Annotated in this window: 14 protein-coding genes; 11 read left to right on the top strand and 3 right to left on the bottom strand. The window is 55.5% G+C overall.

Annotated elements, in window-relative coordinates; translation table 11 throughout:
* Positions 1-21: 21 nt before the first annotated feature.
* The 3 genes from GSQ91_RS02115 to GSQ91_RS02105 all read left to right on the top strand — a co-directional run bounded on the left by GSQ91_RS02115 (position 22) and on the right by GSQ91_RS02105 (position 2963).
* Positions 22-813 (top strand): ABC transporter ATP-binding protein, encoded by a 792-nt coding sequence (locus tag GSQ91_RS02115; RefSeq protein ID WP_158819612.1) that lies wholly within the window; start codon positions 22-24, stop codon positions 811-813.
* On the top strand, positions 810-1556 hold the full coding sequence (locus GSQ91_RS02110) for an ABC transporter permease (RefSeq protein WP_158819611.1): 747 nt from the start codon (positions 810-812) through the stop codon (positions 1554-1556). Before GSQ91_RS02115 ends, GSQ91_RS02110 begins: the two co-directional genes overlap by 4 nt.
* Before the next feature lie 150 nt (positions 1557-1706).
* Positions 1707-2963: a glycosyltransferase gene (locus tag GSQ91_RS02105; protein ID WP_158819610.1), complete on the top strand. Its 1257-nt coding sequence runs from the start codon at positions 1707-1709 to the stop codon at positions 2961-2963.
* A gap of 56 nt (positions 2964-3019) precedes the next feature.
* Here GSQ91_RS02105 and GSQ91_RS02100 read toward each other — a convergent pair whose 3' ends face one another.
* Both GSQ91_RS02100 and GSQ91_RS02095 read right to left on the bottom strand, forming a co-directional pair.
* Positions 3020-4177, bottom strand: coding sequence for a glycosyltransferase family 4 protein (locus GSQ91_RS02100; RefSeq protein WP_158819609.1), 1158 nt, complete (start codon positions 4175-4177; stop codon positions 3020-3022).
* Positions 4178-4226: 49 nt separating this feature from the next.
* Positions 4227-5093, bottom strand: a complete 867-nt coding sequence (locus GSQ91_RS02095) for a glycosyltransferase family 2 protein (protein WP_158819608.1) — start codon at positions 5091-5093, stop codon at positions 4227-4229.
* A gap of 524 nt (positions 5094-5617) precedes the next feature.
* On the opposite strand from GSQ91_RS02095, the gene GSQ91_RS02090 reads away from it, so the two are divergent.
* The 8 genes from GSQ91_RS02090 to GSQ91_RS02055 all read left to right on the top strand — a co-directional run bounded on the left by GSQ91_RS02090 (position 5618) and on the right by GSQ91_RS02055 (position 15637).
* Positions 5618-6742 (top strand): glycosyltransferase family 4 protein, encoded by a 1125-nt coding sequence (locus tag GSQ91_RS02090; RefSeq protein ID WP_158819607.1) that lies wholly within the window; start codon positions 5618-5620, stop codon positions 6740-6742.
* Between the two features lie 79 nt (positions 6743-6821).
* Positions 6822-7904, top strand: coding sequence for a glycosyltransferase (locus GSQ91_RS02085; RefSeq protein ID WP_158819606.1), 1083 nt, complete (start codon positions 6822-6824; stop codon positions 7902-7904).
* Positions 7905-7995: 91 nt separating this feature from the next.
* Positions 7996-9147 carry a glycosyltransferase family 4 protein gene (locus GSQ91_RS02080; RefSeq protein ID WP_216845034.1) on the top strand — a complete coding sequence of 384 codons (1152 nt, stop codon included), beginning with the start codon at positions 7996-7998 and terminating at the stop codon, positions 9145-9147.
* Positions 9144-10286, top strand: a complete 1143-nt coding sequence (locus GSQ91_RS25645; RefSeq protein WP_216845032.1) for a glycosyltransferase family 4 protein — start codon at positions 9144-9146, stop codon at positions 10284-10286. Before GSQ91_RS02080 ends, GSQ91_RS25645 begins: the two co-directional genes overlap by 4 nt.
* 79 nt (positions 10287-10365) lie before the next feature.
* Positions 10366-11547 carry a glycosyltransferase gene (locus GSQ91_RS02070; RefSeq protein WP_216845030.1) on the top strand — a complete coding sequence of 394 codons (1182 nt, stop codon included), beginning with the start codon at positions 10366-10368 and terminating at the stop codon, positions 11545-11547.
* A gap of 3 nt (positions 11548-11550) precedes the next feature.
* Positions 11551-13710, top strand: a complete 2160-nt coding sequence (locus tag GSQ91_RS02065; RefSeq protein ID WP_158819603.1) for a polysaccharide biosynthesis tyrosine autokinase — start codon at positions 11551-11553, stop codon at positions 13708-13710.
* Positions 13694-14893, top strand: a complete 1200-nt coding sequence (locus tag GSQ91_RS02060) for a polysaccharide biosynthesis/export family protein (RefSeq protein WP_158819602.1) — start codon at positions 13694-13696, stop codon at positions 14891-14893. Before GSQ91_RS02065 ends, GSQ91_RS02060 begins: the two co-directional genes overlap by 17 nt.
* A 258-nt stretch (positions 14894-15151) precedes the next feature.
* The gene (locus GSQ91_RS02055) at positions 15152-15637 is read left to right on the top strand and encodes a hypothetical protein (RefSeq protein ID WP_158819601.1); all 486 of its coding nucleotides are present in this window, start codon (positions 15152-15154) and stop codon (positions 15635-15637) included.
* A 174-nt stretch (positions 15638-15811) separates the two neighbouring features.
* Here GSQ91_RS02055 and GSQ91_RS25640 read toward each other — a convergent pair.
* On the bottom strand, positions 15812-16093 hold a 282-nt coding region (locus GSQ91_RS25640), incomplete at its 5' end, for a hypothetical protein (protein WP_216845028.1).

The raw sequence follows: 16093 nt of genomic DNA, 5'->3' as shown, positions 1-16093 counted from the left end.
TAAGAATAAAAATGGAGAGCGATGATTCGTGTAGATAATCTGACGAAAACCTTCAAAGCCTTTGAGGCGGTGAAAGGTATCTCGTTCCATGTGGCCCCAGGAGAGATCTTTGCGTTCCTTGGACCGAATGGTGCAGGAAAAACTACCACCATCAAGATGCTGACGACGATACTTCGTCCCAGCAGCGGAACCGTTATGCTGGACGGCCTGGATCCCGAACATCACAAGATGGCTGCACGAAAGAAGTTCGGCATCGTTTTTCAGGACAGCAGCCTGGACGGTGAGCAGACTGCCTACGAAAACATGGAGATGCATGGTGTCCTTTATCACATGCCTAAAAAGGTGCGTGCCGAGCGAATTGAGCGGATGCTCACTACCTTTGAACTCTGGGACAGGCGCAAAGATTATGTGAAGAAGTTTTCAGGCGGCATGAAGCGGCGTCTTGAGATTGCCCGTGGGTTGATGCACAGTCCAAAGATCCTTTTTCTCGACGAGCCTACCCTTGGCCTGGACCCGCAGAGCCGAAACCAGCTCTGGACACATGTAAAGCATTTGAACGAAACAGAGAATACGACGATCTTTCTTACCACTCACCATCTAGACGAAGCGGATCGGGTCGCCCATCGAATCGGCATTATGGACCATGGACTACTGATCGCCCAAGGCACGTCGGCCGAATTAAAAGAGCAGACGAATACTTCCACACTGGAAGACGCATTTTTAGCGCTTACAGGATCTTCATTGCGCGATGAAGATGCAAGCTCAACAGATCAGCTGCGGGACTATGCCCAGATTCAAGGGAGCATCAAATGAACGTGATTTATATCTTATGGCTGCGGGAACTCAAGCGTTTTCTTCGCTCCCCGGTACAGGTCTTAGGTTCTCTCGCACAGCCTGCATTCTTCCTGCTTGCCCTTGGCTTTGGCTTCAATCCAGTCTTTGAGAAAGCAGGGCAGGGAAGTTACATGCAGTTTATGGCTCCCGGCATGATTGGCATGACTGTACTTATCAGCTCAGCCTTCTCAGGAGTTGCCGTTCTATGGGACCGTCAATTCGGGTCTCTCAAAGAAACGCTCGTTGCTCCTGTCCCGCGTCTTTACATCATGATCGGCCGCACGTTTGGCGGAGCAACTGTAGGGGTGCTGCAAGGGGTCTTGATTCTGCTGTTATGCATGGTCACTGGCTTCCGTCCGCAACACTTCTCTGCTGTCGTATCGGGATTCGGATTTGTTGCCATGATCGCTATCTGCTTTGCGGCCCTTGGCATGATCATTGGCTCAACGCTCAAGGACATGCAAAGCTTCAATGTTGTTGCGAACTTTATGGTCATGCCCATGGTCTTTCTCTCCGGAGCGTTTTATCCCCTGGATAACCTGCCACTGATCTTGAGCGTGCTGACACGGATCAACCCTCTATCGTATGGAGTCGATGGCCTGAGAGGCACACTGATTGGACACTGGCACTTCAATTATTTTCTTGATATGACCTTGTTAAGCTGTGTAGGCGCTGTTTTCCTTATAGCAGGGGCTTATTCGTTCTCTAAGATTGAAATTTAATATCTATGACAGCAGTTACACCCGCGGCGTTATTCGTTGCAGGTGTAACTGTTATCTATGAAGCTCAACATTCTAATAACAGATGGAGAGATGGTAGTAGTTGAGGTGGCCAATAGGATGCTGCCGATTACGTAACCACGGGTGCCAAATATGAACGCTATCATCTTCGCTGCTGGCTCCGACGGTGAAATCCATCCGCATTTGGGCATCGGCCGCGAATTAATGGCACGAGGCCACCATGTGACCTTCATTACGACATTCGACTATGTTGAGATTGCACGTGAAAGTGGTTTCGAGGTTCTTAGCTTTCTCGAGCCAGAGGAGAAGCAGGAGCTTCTTCGCAAGACAGAAAAGCTTGGTGCAATAGCGAAGATAAAGAGCTATTACGGGTTTCTTACCGATAAAGCTTCCGAGATCTGCGAGATGGTAGCTGGCCGGCTCGACGGGCAGAGCATTCTTATCGCTCCCCCATTTTTCTATGTCATCGCTAGATTGCTGCATGCCAAATATGGAACTCCGTACGTGTCGACAGTGCTGGTTCCTGCACACCTCCACTCGCTGAAGAGCCCTCCTATCTTCAAATCAACGCAGTGGTACTCAAGATTGCCGTACCCCATGCGCAAATTGGTTTTTCGTGGAGGAGAACTGCTGATCATTGATCCGTTCTTTCGCCTGCTTTTGAAGAGGCCATGCCGTCGCCTGAATTTACCTCGGCCAAGACAGATCATCAGCAAATGGTGGTACTCCCCACAGAGAGTAGCTGGTTTATTCAGCGAATGGTTCTGCCCAGTACCTGAGGATTGGCCGAAGCAGCTTAAGTTGACGGGCTTTCCTCTGTCCATCCCGAATGAGAATGCACGGCAGCTATCCGATGGCTTGTTGCAGTTTCTCGATGATGGTCCGCCTCCCATCGTATTCAATCCTGGGACGGAAACACAGAACCCCCGCGCCTTCTTTGAGATAGCACTCAAGATCGTTCAGACACTAGGGGCACGCGGCATATTCCTGACTCGCCTCGTTGATCATCTTCCCGCGTTGCCCGACACGGTCTGGCATGAAAGCTATCCGCCATTCCATCTGCTCTTACCTCGGGCAAGCGCTCTGGTGCATCACGGTGGAATTGGTACGATTGCACTTGCCCTGCGGGCGGGCATACCCCAACTCATTCTTCCCGGCTGGACCGATCAGCTTGACAATGGTCTACGCGCCGAACGGCTCGGTTGCGGGCTGGTGCAGCAGGATTCGCTGGATGAAACCGCACTGCTGGAAAAGCTGCAGCATTTGCTATCTTCTCCACAGGTGCGAGAAACATGCCGCTTAACGCAAGCCAGGATAGAACCGGGTGCAAAGGCCTGTAGCCGAGTTGTAGACGTCATTGAAGAGACCTTCCATAACTCCGGCAAATAAAACTTCGATAGCAACTCTCGTAAATTTAAATCTCAATCCATCTACCCGTGTTGTTGCTACGAACCTTCGGCCGAACCCTGCTTCGCTAAATCCTGCATGTTCAGGTCTCGATAGAGCCTAATATAGGCGCCAGCCATAGAGTTCCAACTATGGGCTAGAGACTTTCGGCGATTTTCGAGTCCGATCTCTGCTCTGAGGCTCGGACTTTCCGCCAGGCGTCGCACCTTATTGACTAGTTCTTCATGATCTTCTGGATCTTCAACACACCATTGCGGATCCTGTAAAACTGCGGATGCGCCTGTAGCTGCGGATGTAATTACGGGCAGTCCGCTGGCCATCGCTTCGAGTACGACCAGTCCAAACGGGTCATAGCGAGAAGGAAATATCAAACCGTCCGTAGCCACCATGAGATCGCTCATATTCTTTACCTGGCCCAGGAAGTGAACACGATCTGCGATGCCAAGTCTTTTAGCAAGAGCAGGGAATGGACTGTTCGTGATGCCCCCGGCCGCTGCAAGGTGAACGCCTTCAACGTCTCCAATGGCTTTCAGCACTCCATCGAAGTTTTTGCGGCTGGTGCGCAGATCTCCGGCAAAAAGAAAGGTGAGCGCGCCGGCCGGTGCACCGTTTACCGATCGATTTGTTGGCCGAGGATAAAATTCATCCGTATCTACGCCGTTAAAAATAACAACGATGCGGTCGGCCGCAACCCCGACAGAGATCAACTCGTCGGCTACGTTCTTCGAGACAGCGACAACCTTCCGCGCACGGCGGAGTGCCGTCTGCTCGAGGATCGAATTCAGCCTCGAATAGATGCGCTGGTACATTCCTGAGGTGGTCCAGCGCGTCTCACTCGGCGAGGCATAGGGACTACGCAACCAGGCCCCATGCACAAAGTGCGCCGCAACAATGTCAACTCGCGCCAGCGTAATGAATCCGTTGGCTTGAACCACATCGATCGATCTGCGATTTTTCTTAAGCCATCGAGCACTTCGAATTGCGAAAGATAAGTTCTTCAGAAAACGAGTTGGAAGCTTGCTCGTTGCGATAGAAATAAAGGTTCCACGCTCGTGTGAAGACAGATCCTCGGCGCAGCGTTCGGCTATGAGTGTTACGTCATGTCCGGCGTCAAGCGTCGCTCGGGCGATCTCATAGTTCACCCGGCCCTGGCCGTCGCCGAAGCCGACCTGATGTGAAATCAAGGCTACTCGCATGGAATCGCTCGTCCAGTATTACTGGCTGCGGTGAGATGGAATGAATTCCTCAAGCGGAATGCCCCATGGCTCTGCGGGCGTATTGGAAGGCTGTAGTTGTAGAAGTCAATGAACTTCGTAAACCCGCGAGACCTCTGCGCCGCCCAAGAGCAATAGACAGCTTGATAGGCGCGAGGATGCTGAACACGATTGCCTTGATCGGCCGTCTTTGATAGCACCAGTAGGCCTTCGCTGTGGCATACATGCGCGATGCATCGACGAGTGCCGCGTACTCTGCCCGATTGATCTCGGAGGGGTAGTGATCGACGTGCAAAGAACGATCGAAGAGGATCGTGTATCCGAGCGCGACCGCATGGCGAGCCATGTCAATCTCTTCCGACCCATAGCGGAGCTGCGAATCGAAGAGGGCGACCTCAAACAAAGTCGCCGGGAAGATCGCGGCATTGATGACCATGGAACGATAGACGCCATTCGGCGGAAGTCGTTGAAAGCCCCAGAAATCCGCATTTCCAGGCTCGATCAGGATCGTTCCAGCGGAAGTATGCTTGTACTCAATCCCACCTAAGATCGGCATGGGGCTTGCATTGACGTGTTGCTGAATCAAGTCGAAAGCAGCCTGAACGTAGGTGGCTGGAATGGTTACGTCATCATCGATGAAAGCGAGATATCGGCCTGTAGCAATCGCAATGCAGGCATTTCGATTCGCACCTAGACCGATGCGAGGGCCGCGCTGATATTGGACGAAGGTAAAGGATGCGGCTAAGGCTTCTACCGTCTTCCCGTCGTCCCCATCATCGCTCACAATGACCTGTTCAGGCATTCGGGTAGAGCTCTGTACAGATTCAAGGCAGCGGCTCAGATCATCCGCGCGATTGCGCGTGCAGATGCAAAGGGTCAGGCTAAAATCACTCTGCATATCTTGCCTTCACATCCGAGTTGGAGACATCCGGGGCCAATATCAACAAAAGTCAGTCAAACTAATAGTTATTGCCATGATATCTCAGAAGCGGGGCGAGAAAGAACTCCACTAAGACATCAAGCTACGCTCGTAGGCGGTGTCTGACTAATTGAAAGTAGGTGTTCTTGTCATCATTTCTACCGTTGTTTTTGCCCTTCGGAGTAGCAGCGGCCTTTAGGCCGCGGAAACAATATCCAAAGAGAACGGGCTTTAGCCCTGGGCCTCTTGCTGATGCCAGCGAAAAGTCCAGGGTTAAAGCCGAAGAGAGATTTCGCCCCATTTCCGCACCCTAGAGGCCGCTGCTACTCCCAAAAACAACGGCAACTACGAATGTGCCGATTAGTCAAACACTACCCAATCCACAGCGATGAACGCTGAAACTATCGTGACTGATCTAGCTCATTGCTATAGTGAAGGCATCCTATAGCGAGTAGGACGATTCAAAAATGCGATTTTAAAAATAGGAGGGACGGTCGGGCAAGATGCGACAAAAGACAAACCGTATTGGCATCGTTATGCCACTTGCCCACCAGCAGGGCGGAGCAGAAGCACTCTTCCTGCACCTTCTTCGGCAGTACAGCAAGCGCTACACGCTGCAGTGTGTCTTTCTGCAGGAGGGTCCTCTCGTCGAGCAGGTTCGAGGTTGGGGATACGAGACGTTTGTCATTCCAGCCACTCGCCTGACCGATCCGCTCAATTACCTCTCCACCGTCTTAGCATTGCGGCGCTGGATCCGTCGCGAGAAACCCGATGCCGTTTTCTGCTGGATGTTGAAGGCTCACCTCTATGTAGGAGTCGCTGCGATCCTGTCCGGAACCAGGACGCTTTGGTTTCAGCACGGCATCTCCGGGGGAGGCAAGATTGACCGCATAGGAACAAGGCTTCCGGCTGACCGTATTCTTTGCTGTTCGGCAGCATCGCAGGCAGCTCAGGACTTGCTTCCTCCTGGACGTCCCACTTCCATTTGTTACCCAGGCGTAAGTTTCCCGTCTGAGCGTCCTCTTCCCGCAAAGGAGAGTCGCACGCAGTTGAATCTCAGCCCAGGCGCGCGGATCGTCGGAATGGTGGCGCGGCTTGAACGCTGGAAAGGCGCCCACATCTTCGTTGAAGCGGCGCAGATTGTCAGCGCGTCTTTGCCTGGAACCTACTTCTTTATCGTGGGGGGCGAACACCCTCGAGATCCCGCGTACGCAGAACAGATTCGGCAGATGGCTGCAGACTCGGGTCTGGGTGAACACTTCATTCTTGCCGGGCAGCGGCCTGCAGCGGAAGTACCGCTGTGGCAGGCCAGCGCGGATATCATTGTGCATCCGGTTACGGGGGAAGAGCCCTTCGGCATGGCAGTGGCCGAGGCGATGGGCATGGGGAGAGTCGTTGTCGCAAGCGATGAAGGCGGTCCTCGCGAGATCATTCAGGATGGCGTAAACGGGTTCCTCGTGCCCCGCGGAGACAAGGATGCTCTGGCGGTGCTGCTCATTCGCCTGCTCCAGAATCCGGACGAGATCAAGCGCGTTGAGGCCAATGCCTTCGAAAGAGGCCGCAGCTTTTCCATACCGGTCTTTGTCGATCGGGTGGACGAGCTCCTCGCTGCAACCATTGCGGGATAATCTACATCCGTCTTCCTGGCCTTCCGCTCTAAACCTGTTCGTGTAGAGTGAGGCTAAATACAACGTTCCTGGAGATAACTTGCGGGTTTTGGCATGTGCGACAGAAGGTGCAGGCGGAGAAGACGAACGGCGTCTCCGCGCCCTTGTAGCCGCTTATGACGCCACCTTTTTCACGTTTTCAAAGCGCGAAAAGCGAGCCAGCGCGATCCGTCTTCTCCAGCTTCTCAAGAGCAAACAGTTCGACCTCTTCGTGATGGAGGGTTCAGGGATAGCAGGCGGTGCAGCGGCTATCCTCGGCAGATGGCTGTGGAACCTCCCCTACGTGGTAAGCAGCGGTGACGCCGTTGCTCCCTTCCTCGCGGCCAGGCATCCCTTGGGGAAACCTCTCTTTGCCCTCTACGAGCGAGCTTTGTACGCGAACTGCAGTGGCTTTATCGGTTGGACCCCCTATCTCGTGGGTCGTGCGCTCTCCTCCGGAGCGCCCCGCGCCATCACCATCCCAGGGTGGGCTCCGTTCACGCTCGCCAAAGAAGATCTGCTCCAGGCCAGGCGTTCCATCCGGGAGAGATTTCGCATACCTGACGATGCCGTCGTATTCGGGATCATCGGCTCCTTGAACTGGTCCAGGCGCTATCAGTACTGCTACGGTGCCGACCTGGTCCGCGCAGCCCGATTGCGGAAGAGTCCCGCCTACGTACTGGTAGTCGGCGACGGTTCAGGGCTTCCGTTCCTGCGCGAGCTGGCGGGCGATCAGCTGGGTTCCACGATTCTCCTTCCGGGAAGAATTCCGCGCGATGAAGTTCCCGGCTATCTTGCTGCCATGGACGTGGGCTGCATCCCACAAAGCGTGAACGCAGTTGGCAGCTTCCGGTACACCACGAAACTGAGCGAATACAGAGCTGCGGGATTGCCCTTCGTCTCCAATCAGATCCCGATGGCCTATGATCTCGACGATGGAAAAATCTGGAGGCTGCCCGGAAGTTCTCCCTGGGATCCAAAATTCATCGAATCTTTATCAGAACTGATGACAATACTATCCATGCACGAAGTCGCCGAAAAAGCCCGCATACCGTCGTCCTATTCAGAGTTCGATAAAGATGCGCAGATCGCGCGGGTCACATCCTTCCTTAAGGACGTTTTGGCCGCGCACAAAGACAGATAGTAAAATGAGTTATCGATCAAATTGACTCAATCTGCCATTTTGTAAAACTGCATCTAACACTGCATCTTCGAAGATGCACACGAGGGCCCCTTTGAATTACCCCCAGATTCGGACGCTTCAGATAGGAAACGACTGGTTTGGAGAGCGTCAAGGCGGCCTGAATCGCTTTTACTCAGAGCTCCTAAGGCATCTGCCCGAGACCGGGGTAAACGTTCGAGGCATGGTTGCAGGAAGCAACAGTGTGGAGCGAGACACCGCTGGGGTTGTCACTGGATTTTCATCCCCAAAAGAGCCTCTGATCCGCCGCCTGCTTGCGGCTCGCAAGACCGGGACTACCTTACTGGCTGAGCAGAATACCAATCTGATCGCAGTCCACTTTGCTCTTTATGCGATTCCGCTTCTCGGCCACCTTCGCAAGGTTCCGACCGTCGTGCACTTTCACGGTCCCTGGTCTGCTGAGTCTGGAGTGGAAGGTCATTCGAGCCTCTCCTCCCGTGTCCAGAAGTCCATGGAGCAGCTCGTGTACTCGCGCGGCCAGAGGCTGATTGTGCTGTCGCAGGCCTTCCAGAAGATTTTGGTGGAGCGCTACGGCATTCCCGAAGACCGGGTACGGCTGGTGCCCGGCGGCATCGACTCCGCGCGCTTCAATGATCGGCTCACCAGACAGGAGGCGCGGATTCGGCTGGGTTGGCCAACCGATCGTCCCATTGTCCTCGCCGTGCGTCGGCAGATGAAGCGCATGGGCCTTGAAAATCTCGTTGACGCGGCCCGCCAGGTGGTTCAGAAGGTCCCAGAGGTGCTCATTCTTCTCGCCGGATCAGGGCCACTCTCCTCCGAGCTGCAGCAGCGCATCGCCGCGCACGGCCTGCAGGATCACGTCAAACTCATCGGCCGAGTCGATGATGCCGACCTTCCCACCGCCTATCGCGCAGCAGATATGTCCGTCGTGCCCAGCCAGGCTTTGGAGGGCTTTGGAATGATCACGTTGGAGTCGCTGGCATCCGGAACGCCCGTCCTGGTTACGCCTGTCGGAGGCCTCCCCGAAGTGATCACCCCCTTTGCCCCGGAGTGTGTCTTTTCCAGCACAGAAACCGAGGTCATCGCCGAGCTGCTGATCGACTTCCTTCTTGGGAAGCGCACTCTGCCGTCAAGTGAGCGGTGCCGCAGCTACGCCACCGACAAATTTTCATGGCCGGTCATCGCTAGAATGACGCGGGACGTCTATGCGGAGACCCTGGGATGAAAGTTCTTTACGTCGATCAGACGGGGCAACTAGGCGGCGGGGAGCTATCGCTTCTGGACGTCATCAAGAACTCCACCGAAGATAGCGAAATCGCGCTCTTTTCGGACGGCCCATTTCGTCAGGCCCTGGAAGCCATCCCCGTGCCCGTTCATCTTCTCTCCCTGGGCCGGGTCAGCGAAATTCGCCGCGAGGCGCGTCTCTTGTCCGTCTTGCGGGGTGGGCCTGCACTCCTGAAGCTCCGGAGCCAACTGGCACAGCTTGCCGCTCGATTCGACGTCCTCTATGCCAACTCACAAAAAGCCTTCCTGGTGAGCGCCCTCGCACGCAGAAGAGACCAGATACTTGTCTGGCACCTGCGGGACATGCTGACGGCCGACCACTTCAGCCCTTTTCTGCGCCGCGTGGCAGTTTTCGCGGGAAACCTCTCAGCAACCGCGGTAATCGCCAACTCTGAAGCTACCCGGGAGTCTTTTATTCAGGCCGGAGGAAACCCTACGAAAGCCGTTGTCGTCTATAACGGTATCGATCCAGCACCGTTCGACGGAGTCCAAGAGTCTGAGGTGGAAGCTGTGCGTAAAGCCTTAGGTCTCCAGGATAAATATGTCGTGGGCTGTTTCGGTCGAATCACTTCTTGGAAGGCGCAACATGTGGTCATTGAATCTCTTATGGCACTCCCCGATACCCATGCCATAATTGTTGGAGAAGCACTCTTTGGCGAGACGGCCTATTCTGAGAAATTGCAGGCGCTTGTCCATTCCCTTGGAATTCAAGATCGAGTCCATTTCCTGGGTTTTCGGCGTGACATACCCCTGCTGATGAAGCTGGCAGACGTGGTGATTCATTCCTCCACCGCACCCGAACCTTTCGGTCGAGTCCTGGTCGAGGCGATGTTGGCGGGAACGCCGGTCATAGCCACTCGGGCTGGAGGAGCGCTTGAAATTATTGGCGATGGCGAAACAGGGTTGTTAGTGACACCGGGGTCTGTACAAGAGCTCTCGGCTGCAGTGACAAAACTCAAAAACGATCCTGAATTCGCCTGCAGACTTGCTCTTGCCGGGAGGCAAAGGGCAACCGCTGTGTTCTCCGTCAATGCAATGATTGAAAGTATTCATAGCGTACTTTCAACAGCACATGCATAGGGGGAGCGCACGATCGGCATCGCGCGACATCATGGAAGGGTCCCTATTGACGCAACTCGGGCAACTAAGAATTGCAATCGTGCACGACTGGCTCACATCTCCAGGCGGAGCGGAGCGCGTTCTGGAACAGATGATTGAAGTATTCCCCACGGCTGATGTGTATACAGTCTGTGATTTCTTCCCCGATAAATATCGACACCTGCTCCACCATAAGCAACCCAAAACCAGCTTCATTCAGCACATACCGTTTGCGCGCAAGCATTACCGCATGTATCTGCCCCTTATGGCATTTGCCATCGAGCAGTTTGATCTGGAAGCCTATGACCTCATTCTGTCCAGCTCGTATGCCGTCGCAAAAGGCGTAATCACCGGTCCGGATCAGCTTCACATCAGCTATGTTCATACGCCGTTGCGTTATGCCTGGCACCTTCAGGCGCAGTACCTTCGCGAGGGCTCTCTCAACCGCAGCGTCGGAAGCTGGCTGGCACGCCTGTCGCTGCACTACCTGCGCATGTGGGACGTGCGTTCGGCTGCCGGCGTAGACATTTTTGTATCGAACTCGCGTTATGTGGCGGCGCAGGTAAATCGCCTGTACCGCCGTGATTGCCAGATACTCCACCCTCCGGTCGACGTCGAAACGCTTCCTTACTGCGAACAGAAAGAGGACTTCTTCCTCACCGCTTCGCGACTTGTTCCCTATAAGCGTGTTGATCTGATTATTCGAGCGTTTGCGCAAATGCCAGATCGTCGTCTCGTTGTCGTCGGAGACGGGCCGGACCGTGCCCGGATCGAGGAAGCCGCAAAAGGCCACCCCAATATCGAGGTGGTCGGCTACCAGCCCGACGAAGCCCTGCATAGCCTCATGGGTCGTGCCCGTGCCTTTGTCTTTGCCGCCATGGAAGACTTCGGTATTACTCCCGTGGAAGCGCAGGCCTGTGGAACACCCGTCATTGCATTCGGTAAGGGCGGAGCGCTGGAGTCTATTCGTGGGAAACCTGATATGTTGAACAAAACAGGCGTTTTCTTCGCAGAACAGACAGAGGAGTCCATCATTGCGGCAGTCGAACACTTTGAACGTATCGCCGACACTATCTATCCTGAAGACTGTCGGCGGAACGCCGAAAGATTCAGTAACTCTGAGTTTCGAAGAGGCCTCCTCGAGATTGCCTCTGCAGGCATCGAGTCGGCTGGTCGCGAAGAAAACCACCCATCTTTCTTTGAACAGCGCACCTCTATACCTACTCTCGTCGCAAAGGAATAACGCATGAATCAGCTTACCGGCGTGCCGGAAGCCGCAGATCCACAAACATCTTTAGATCGATCAGTCGAGATTGAACAGTCTGAAGGAATCGCTCTTGCTGACATATTCCGAGCTCTAGCCAAAGGGAAGTGGCTCATCCTTGTTTGCACACTGACCTGCGTTATCGCTGCAGCGATTTATGTGAAACTTGCCAAGCCCGTCTATGAGGCCACCGCCAGCATCCGGATCGACCCATCGCGCGCGGGCTCTCTCGGGCTGAGCGACCTTCTGTCCATGGCAGGCGGAGACTCCGGCGACAAGGTCGCAACCGAGATGGCGATCATCACCAGCGACCAGGTCGCCCTCGCGACACTCGACAGCCTCTCCCCCGATCAGTTCCGTGCGTATGCCGGCTTCGACAAGGGAGCCATGAACTTCACCCCGGCGAACCAGCAGCTGTCGCGTACGCAGGAGAATCTGCTGGCGTCCTTCCGCGGCTCTCTCTCGACCAAACAGGTTGAGGGAACGCAGCTGATCAGCATCCGCTTCAAGAACGGCAATCCGCAGTTGGCTGCGACCATCATCAATGACGTCATTGCGGCCTACACCCGCGGCAACTTCGATAGCCGCTACGACTCGGTCACTCAGGTGAAGTCGTGGCTCGAAGCGCAGATGCAAGATCTCAAGGGCCGGGCGAGCACCGCCCAGAAAAACCTTGCAGGATTTCAGGAGGAGCATAACCTTCTGGGCACCGATCCCTCCAACAACACGACCGTCGACCGCTTGAAGCTGCTCAACACCCGCCTTACCGAGGCACAGGGTGATCGCATCGTCAAAGAGGCCCAGATGCGGGCGGCTGACAGCGGCGATCCCGCCGTGCTGGCGTCTCTGCTGCCGGATCCGAAGCTGCAATCGCTTCAGGAGCAGGAAGGCACTCTTTACGCTCAATATATTCAGCTGTCTTCCAAGTTTGGCTCAGCCTACCCGCCCCTTGTCGAAGTCACGCGACAGTTGACCAATGTGAAGGTGCAGTTGGCTCAGGATGTCAAAGTCATCTCCAGCCGTCTCCACGAGGACTACGACGCGGCCAACCGCGCCGAGGCCATGTTGCGTGCGCAATATGAGGACGAGACCGCGAAAGCCTTCGCCCTTAATCGCACCCAGGCAGACTATGGAGTCCTCGCCGCGGAAGCTACCTCCAGTCGCGATCTGTACGACACGCTCCAGTACAAGCTGCAGCAGGCCGCTGTCGATGCCGGTTTGAACTCGGTAAACACGATGATCGTCGACAGAGCGCGCGCTCCGATCGACCCGATCGAGCCGAAGAAAACGTTGATTCTCGCCTTTGCCCTCATTCTTGGTATGGCTGCGGGTGTCGGATCGTCTCTCTTGCGCGAGTCGCTCTCGGATCAGATACAGCATCTCGCTGGAATGGAAAGCGCCACGGGGCTCATGAGCCTGGCAGTCGTTCCGCATATCGCCTGGCCCAACGAGCCCGGCTCCAAACTCCACAATCTCATTGCCGTCAGCGAACCACGCTCCCGAGGGGCAGAGGCCTATCGCTCTCTGCGTAACTCGCTTCTCCTGTCCTCCCTCGATCGCCCGGCGAGGACAGTCGTCGTCACCAGCTCACTTCCTGGAGAAGGGAAGAGCTCGACCACGGCCAACTACTCCGTTGTCATGGCGCAGAAGGGAGTACGGGTCCTCATCATCGATGCTGATCTTCGGCGTCCAACGATGCACACCTTCTTTGGTACTTCCAACAAGGTTGGCCTGAGCGAAGCGATCATGGGTGACGGGAGCAATGTGCAGATCGTAGTCCCCATTCCTGAGCTGCCCAATCTCAACTTCCTCCCTGCGGGAAAGAAGGTATCCCTCCCCTCCGAGGCCCTGGGATCCGGCAAATTTCACTCGCTGCTCGAGGAGTGGGAGCGACAGTACGATCTTGTCATCATAGACACGGCCCCGATCTTGAATGTCAGCGACTCGGTGCCGGTCGCCAGCTGGGCAGACGCCGTGGTTATCGTGGCCCGCGCCGGAATCACTCCGCTCAAGGCTCTGCAGCGGACCAAGTCAATCCTGCGTCGCGCCAATGCACGCATCGCCGGCGTTGTGCTGAACGATACCTCCAAAGGCGGCGGAGATGGCTACTACGGGAAGGGATACGATGGCTACTACAACTAATCGCGCAATCTCATCTGGTGTGGTGAGTCAGAAGTTCGCACCACGATTCGCTCTATCAGGAAGGGCCAAAGGCCCGTTTTATACCAGCCTGGGGCAACGTCCCAGGGAAATGGTTACAACACGACAGAGGGCCGAAGGCCCGACCTATAACTGCAACGAACTTCTGTCGCAGTCTGCTCAAGGATGGAAGCCCAAAGCTCTAGCTTTTCGCGCTCTCGCCTACTGCGCGGCGGCATTAATGTTCTCTGCGCCCTGCGTCCTCGCACAGACTGCGGCCAGCCCATCGGTCCCGCAGGCCAGTCAGCAAGCGCCGCCAGCCAACCTCCAGTCGCACCCCTCTGCGGTCCCAGGAGTTCAGAACATTCCCATCGGCCCTGGAGATCTCCTCGACATCGAGGTCTTCAACACGCCGGAGCTCTCAGGAAAGCTTCGCGTCGATCAACTGGGTCAGGTTACGCTGCCTCTGGGCGGTGATGTCCTCGTTCAGGGCCTGACGGTCGCGCAGGCCGCCAGGGTGATCCAGGACGCTTTGGTCTCCAAGAACCTCATGCTCCAGCCGACCGTAATGGTAAACATCCTCGAGTACGCCACCGAGGGCGTTACGGTACTCGGTGAGGTCAAAGCCCCTGGCATCTACACGCTCCTTGGGCCGCACTCCTTATATGACGCGCTGGCCTCCGCCGGTGGCGCCACTTCGAGCGAGGGCGCGACCATCGCGATCACCCATGCCGGCCAATCGGATCATCCACACATCGTAAATGTCACAACGCCGAACTACTCGGCCGAGCAGAAGTCTACGATCATCGAGCCGGGAGACACGATTGTGGTGTCCCGCGCGGACCTCGTGTACATCGTCGGAGATACCGTGCGCTCGGGAGCCTTTTACATCCAGAACGGCCAGCCGCTAACGGTTCTGGAGCTGGTCTCTCTCGCTCAGGGCGTCAATCGCACAGCCGCTATGAGCCACGCCGCGTTGATCCGTCCAACGCCAGACGGCAAAGCCATCACCATTCCTATGAATCTCAACAAGGTGATGAAGAACGAGGAGAAAAATCTCCCTGTATTGGCTGGGGATGTTCTTGTTGTTCCACGCAGCGGATGGAAGACCTTTGGTTTCACTGCTCTACCTGCGGTCACCGGTGCCGTAGCCAACGCCGTCTCCGACGTTGCCATCATTCAATAAGCGTTTGCTCTTAGAGGCTGTCTAAGAAGCTCACGTTTGTTCTTGCGTTGTTTGGCTGTTGCTCTTGCTTCTGAGATAGGTCCGGACTTTAGTCCGGACCTATCTCAGCTAGACTGTCTTTAGGACACTTCGATGACCGGATCTTCGTTCTGCATAAAATTCGCGCTCTGTCTCGGATGCCTGGCTGGAGGCTCCCTTGCGTTCGGTCAGAGCCCTGCCAGTCTCAGTGCAGGAGGTCTTGGCCCCTCGGATGTCAGCATGTCTGCGGACCCGTATGCCGACAACGGTATGGTCAACGGCGGCGGCGGAGGAGGAAGAGCTAATCTCCGGATGAGCGCAAGGGCGAGTGCAACTACCGACACAGGAGTGAGCAGCGGCAGCAGGTCGGTGTCGTCGGCGAAGGCTCTGCAGAAGGAATTCTCTCTTATCTCCTACGGCCCCACGCAGACGACAGCACCGCATTTGGGGTACCTGCACACGGGCATGACTCCCATCCATGTCCACGTCTCGTCGAGTTTCAGCAGGAGTACCCTCGGGGGGCTCAATCACGGGGGGCTTGCAGCGCCAGGTGGGTGGGGAGGTTCCAGTGGATCGAAGCGCTCAGCGCCTCTCTATTCGACGATGATGAAGGTCGAGCGATACGGCATGACCCGCCAGCCAACGATGGGACCGACTAAGCCGGGAAAGAAGAAGGGGTCTGGCTCAGCTGTTGACAAACTTCTGGGCCAATCGTCAGGGCATTAGGAAACCTCTGTACAAGTGTCTAGCTTTGAAGGGGCGGGACTTCAGTCCAGCCGTAAATCTCCCGGCATCAGTACGGCTTTAGCCGCGGAGGGAATGCCCATACACTTGTTTAGAGCTTCCTTAGATATCAATATCTGCTAGTCCCGGAGGAACGCTACAGCCCTCAGTTCCTGATCAGGAACTGAGGGCTGTAGCGGTAGGTCGGACTCTTTGTGGCGCAGTGGGCAAGGACGGTCGAACTTCTTTAACTTTTTCCAAGCCTTGATCGGCGCTACGTGCTACAGCACCTATAAAGAACCAGAGAAGGGGGCCCATTCCATATTGACCCAATGCAATCCACGCTCCGCCCATTGCGGCAAGAATGGCAATAGTGGGAAGCCCGAGGTATTTGGGCGCAGTTCTCCCAAATCGAATCGCACTCTTGATGACAAGAAAAATGGTAGCGAGATAGAGCAG

The organism is Granulicella sp. S156 (genome assembly GCF_009766105.1).
In the GTDB taxonomy this organism is placed as follows: Bacteria; Acidobacteriota; Terriglobia; order Terriglobales; family Acidobacteriaceae; genus Granulicella.
This window is presented reverse-complemented; position numbering and strand designations above follow the sequence as displayed.

Bases quoted from the DNA above. Each gene is read 5' to 3' on its own strand.
- GSQ91_RS02115 (WP_158819612.1), top strand. From the start codon at position 22: ATGATTCGTGTAGATAATCTGACGAAAACCTTCAAAGCCTTTGAGGCG.
- GSQ91_RS02110 (WP_158819611.1), top strand. From the start codon at position 810: ATGAACGTGATTTATATCTTATGGCTGCGGGAACTCAAGCGTTTTCTT.
- GSQ91_RS02105 (WP_158819610.1), top strand. From the start codon at position 1,707: ATGAACGCTATCATCTTCGCTGCTGGCTCCGACGGTGAAATCCATCCG.
- GSQ91_RS02100 (WP_158819609.1), bottom strand. From the start codon at position 4,177: ATGCGAGTAGCCTTGATTTCACATCAGGTCGGCTTCGGCGACGGCCAG.
- GSQ91_RS02095 (WP_158819608.1), bottom strand. From the start codon at position 5,093: ATGCAGAGTGATTTTAGCCTGACCCTTTGCATCTGCACGCGCAATCGC.
- GSQ91_RS02090 (WP_158819607.1), top strand. From the start codon at position 5,618: ATGCGACAAAAGACAAACCGTATTGGCATCGTTATGCCACTTGCCCAC.
- GSQ91_RS25645 (WP_216845032.1), top strand. From the start codon at position 9,144: ATGAAAGTTCTTTACGTCGATCAGACGGGGCAACTAGGCGGCGGGGAG.
- GSQ91_RS02065 (WP_158819603.1), top strand. From the start codon at position 11,551: ATGAATCAGCTTACCGGCGTGCCGGAAGCCGCAGATCCACAAACATCT.
- GSQ91_RS02060 (WP_158819602.1), top strand. From the start codon at position 13,694: ATGGCTACTACAACTAATCGCGCAATCTCATCTGGTGTGGTGAGTCAG.
- GSQ91_RS02055 (WP_158819601.1), top strand. From the start codon at position 15,152: ATGTCTGCGGACCCGTATGCCGACAACGGTATGGTCAACGGCGGCGGC.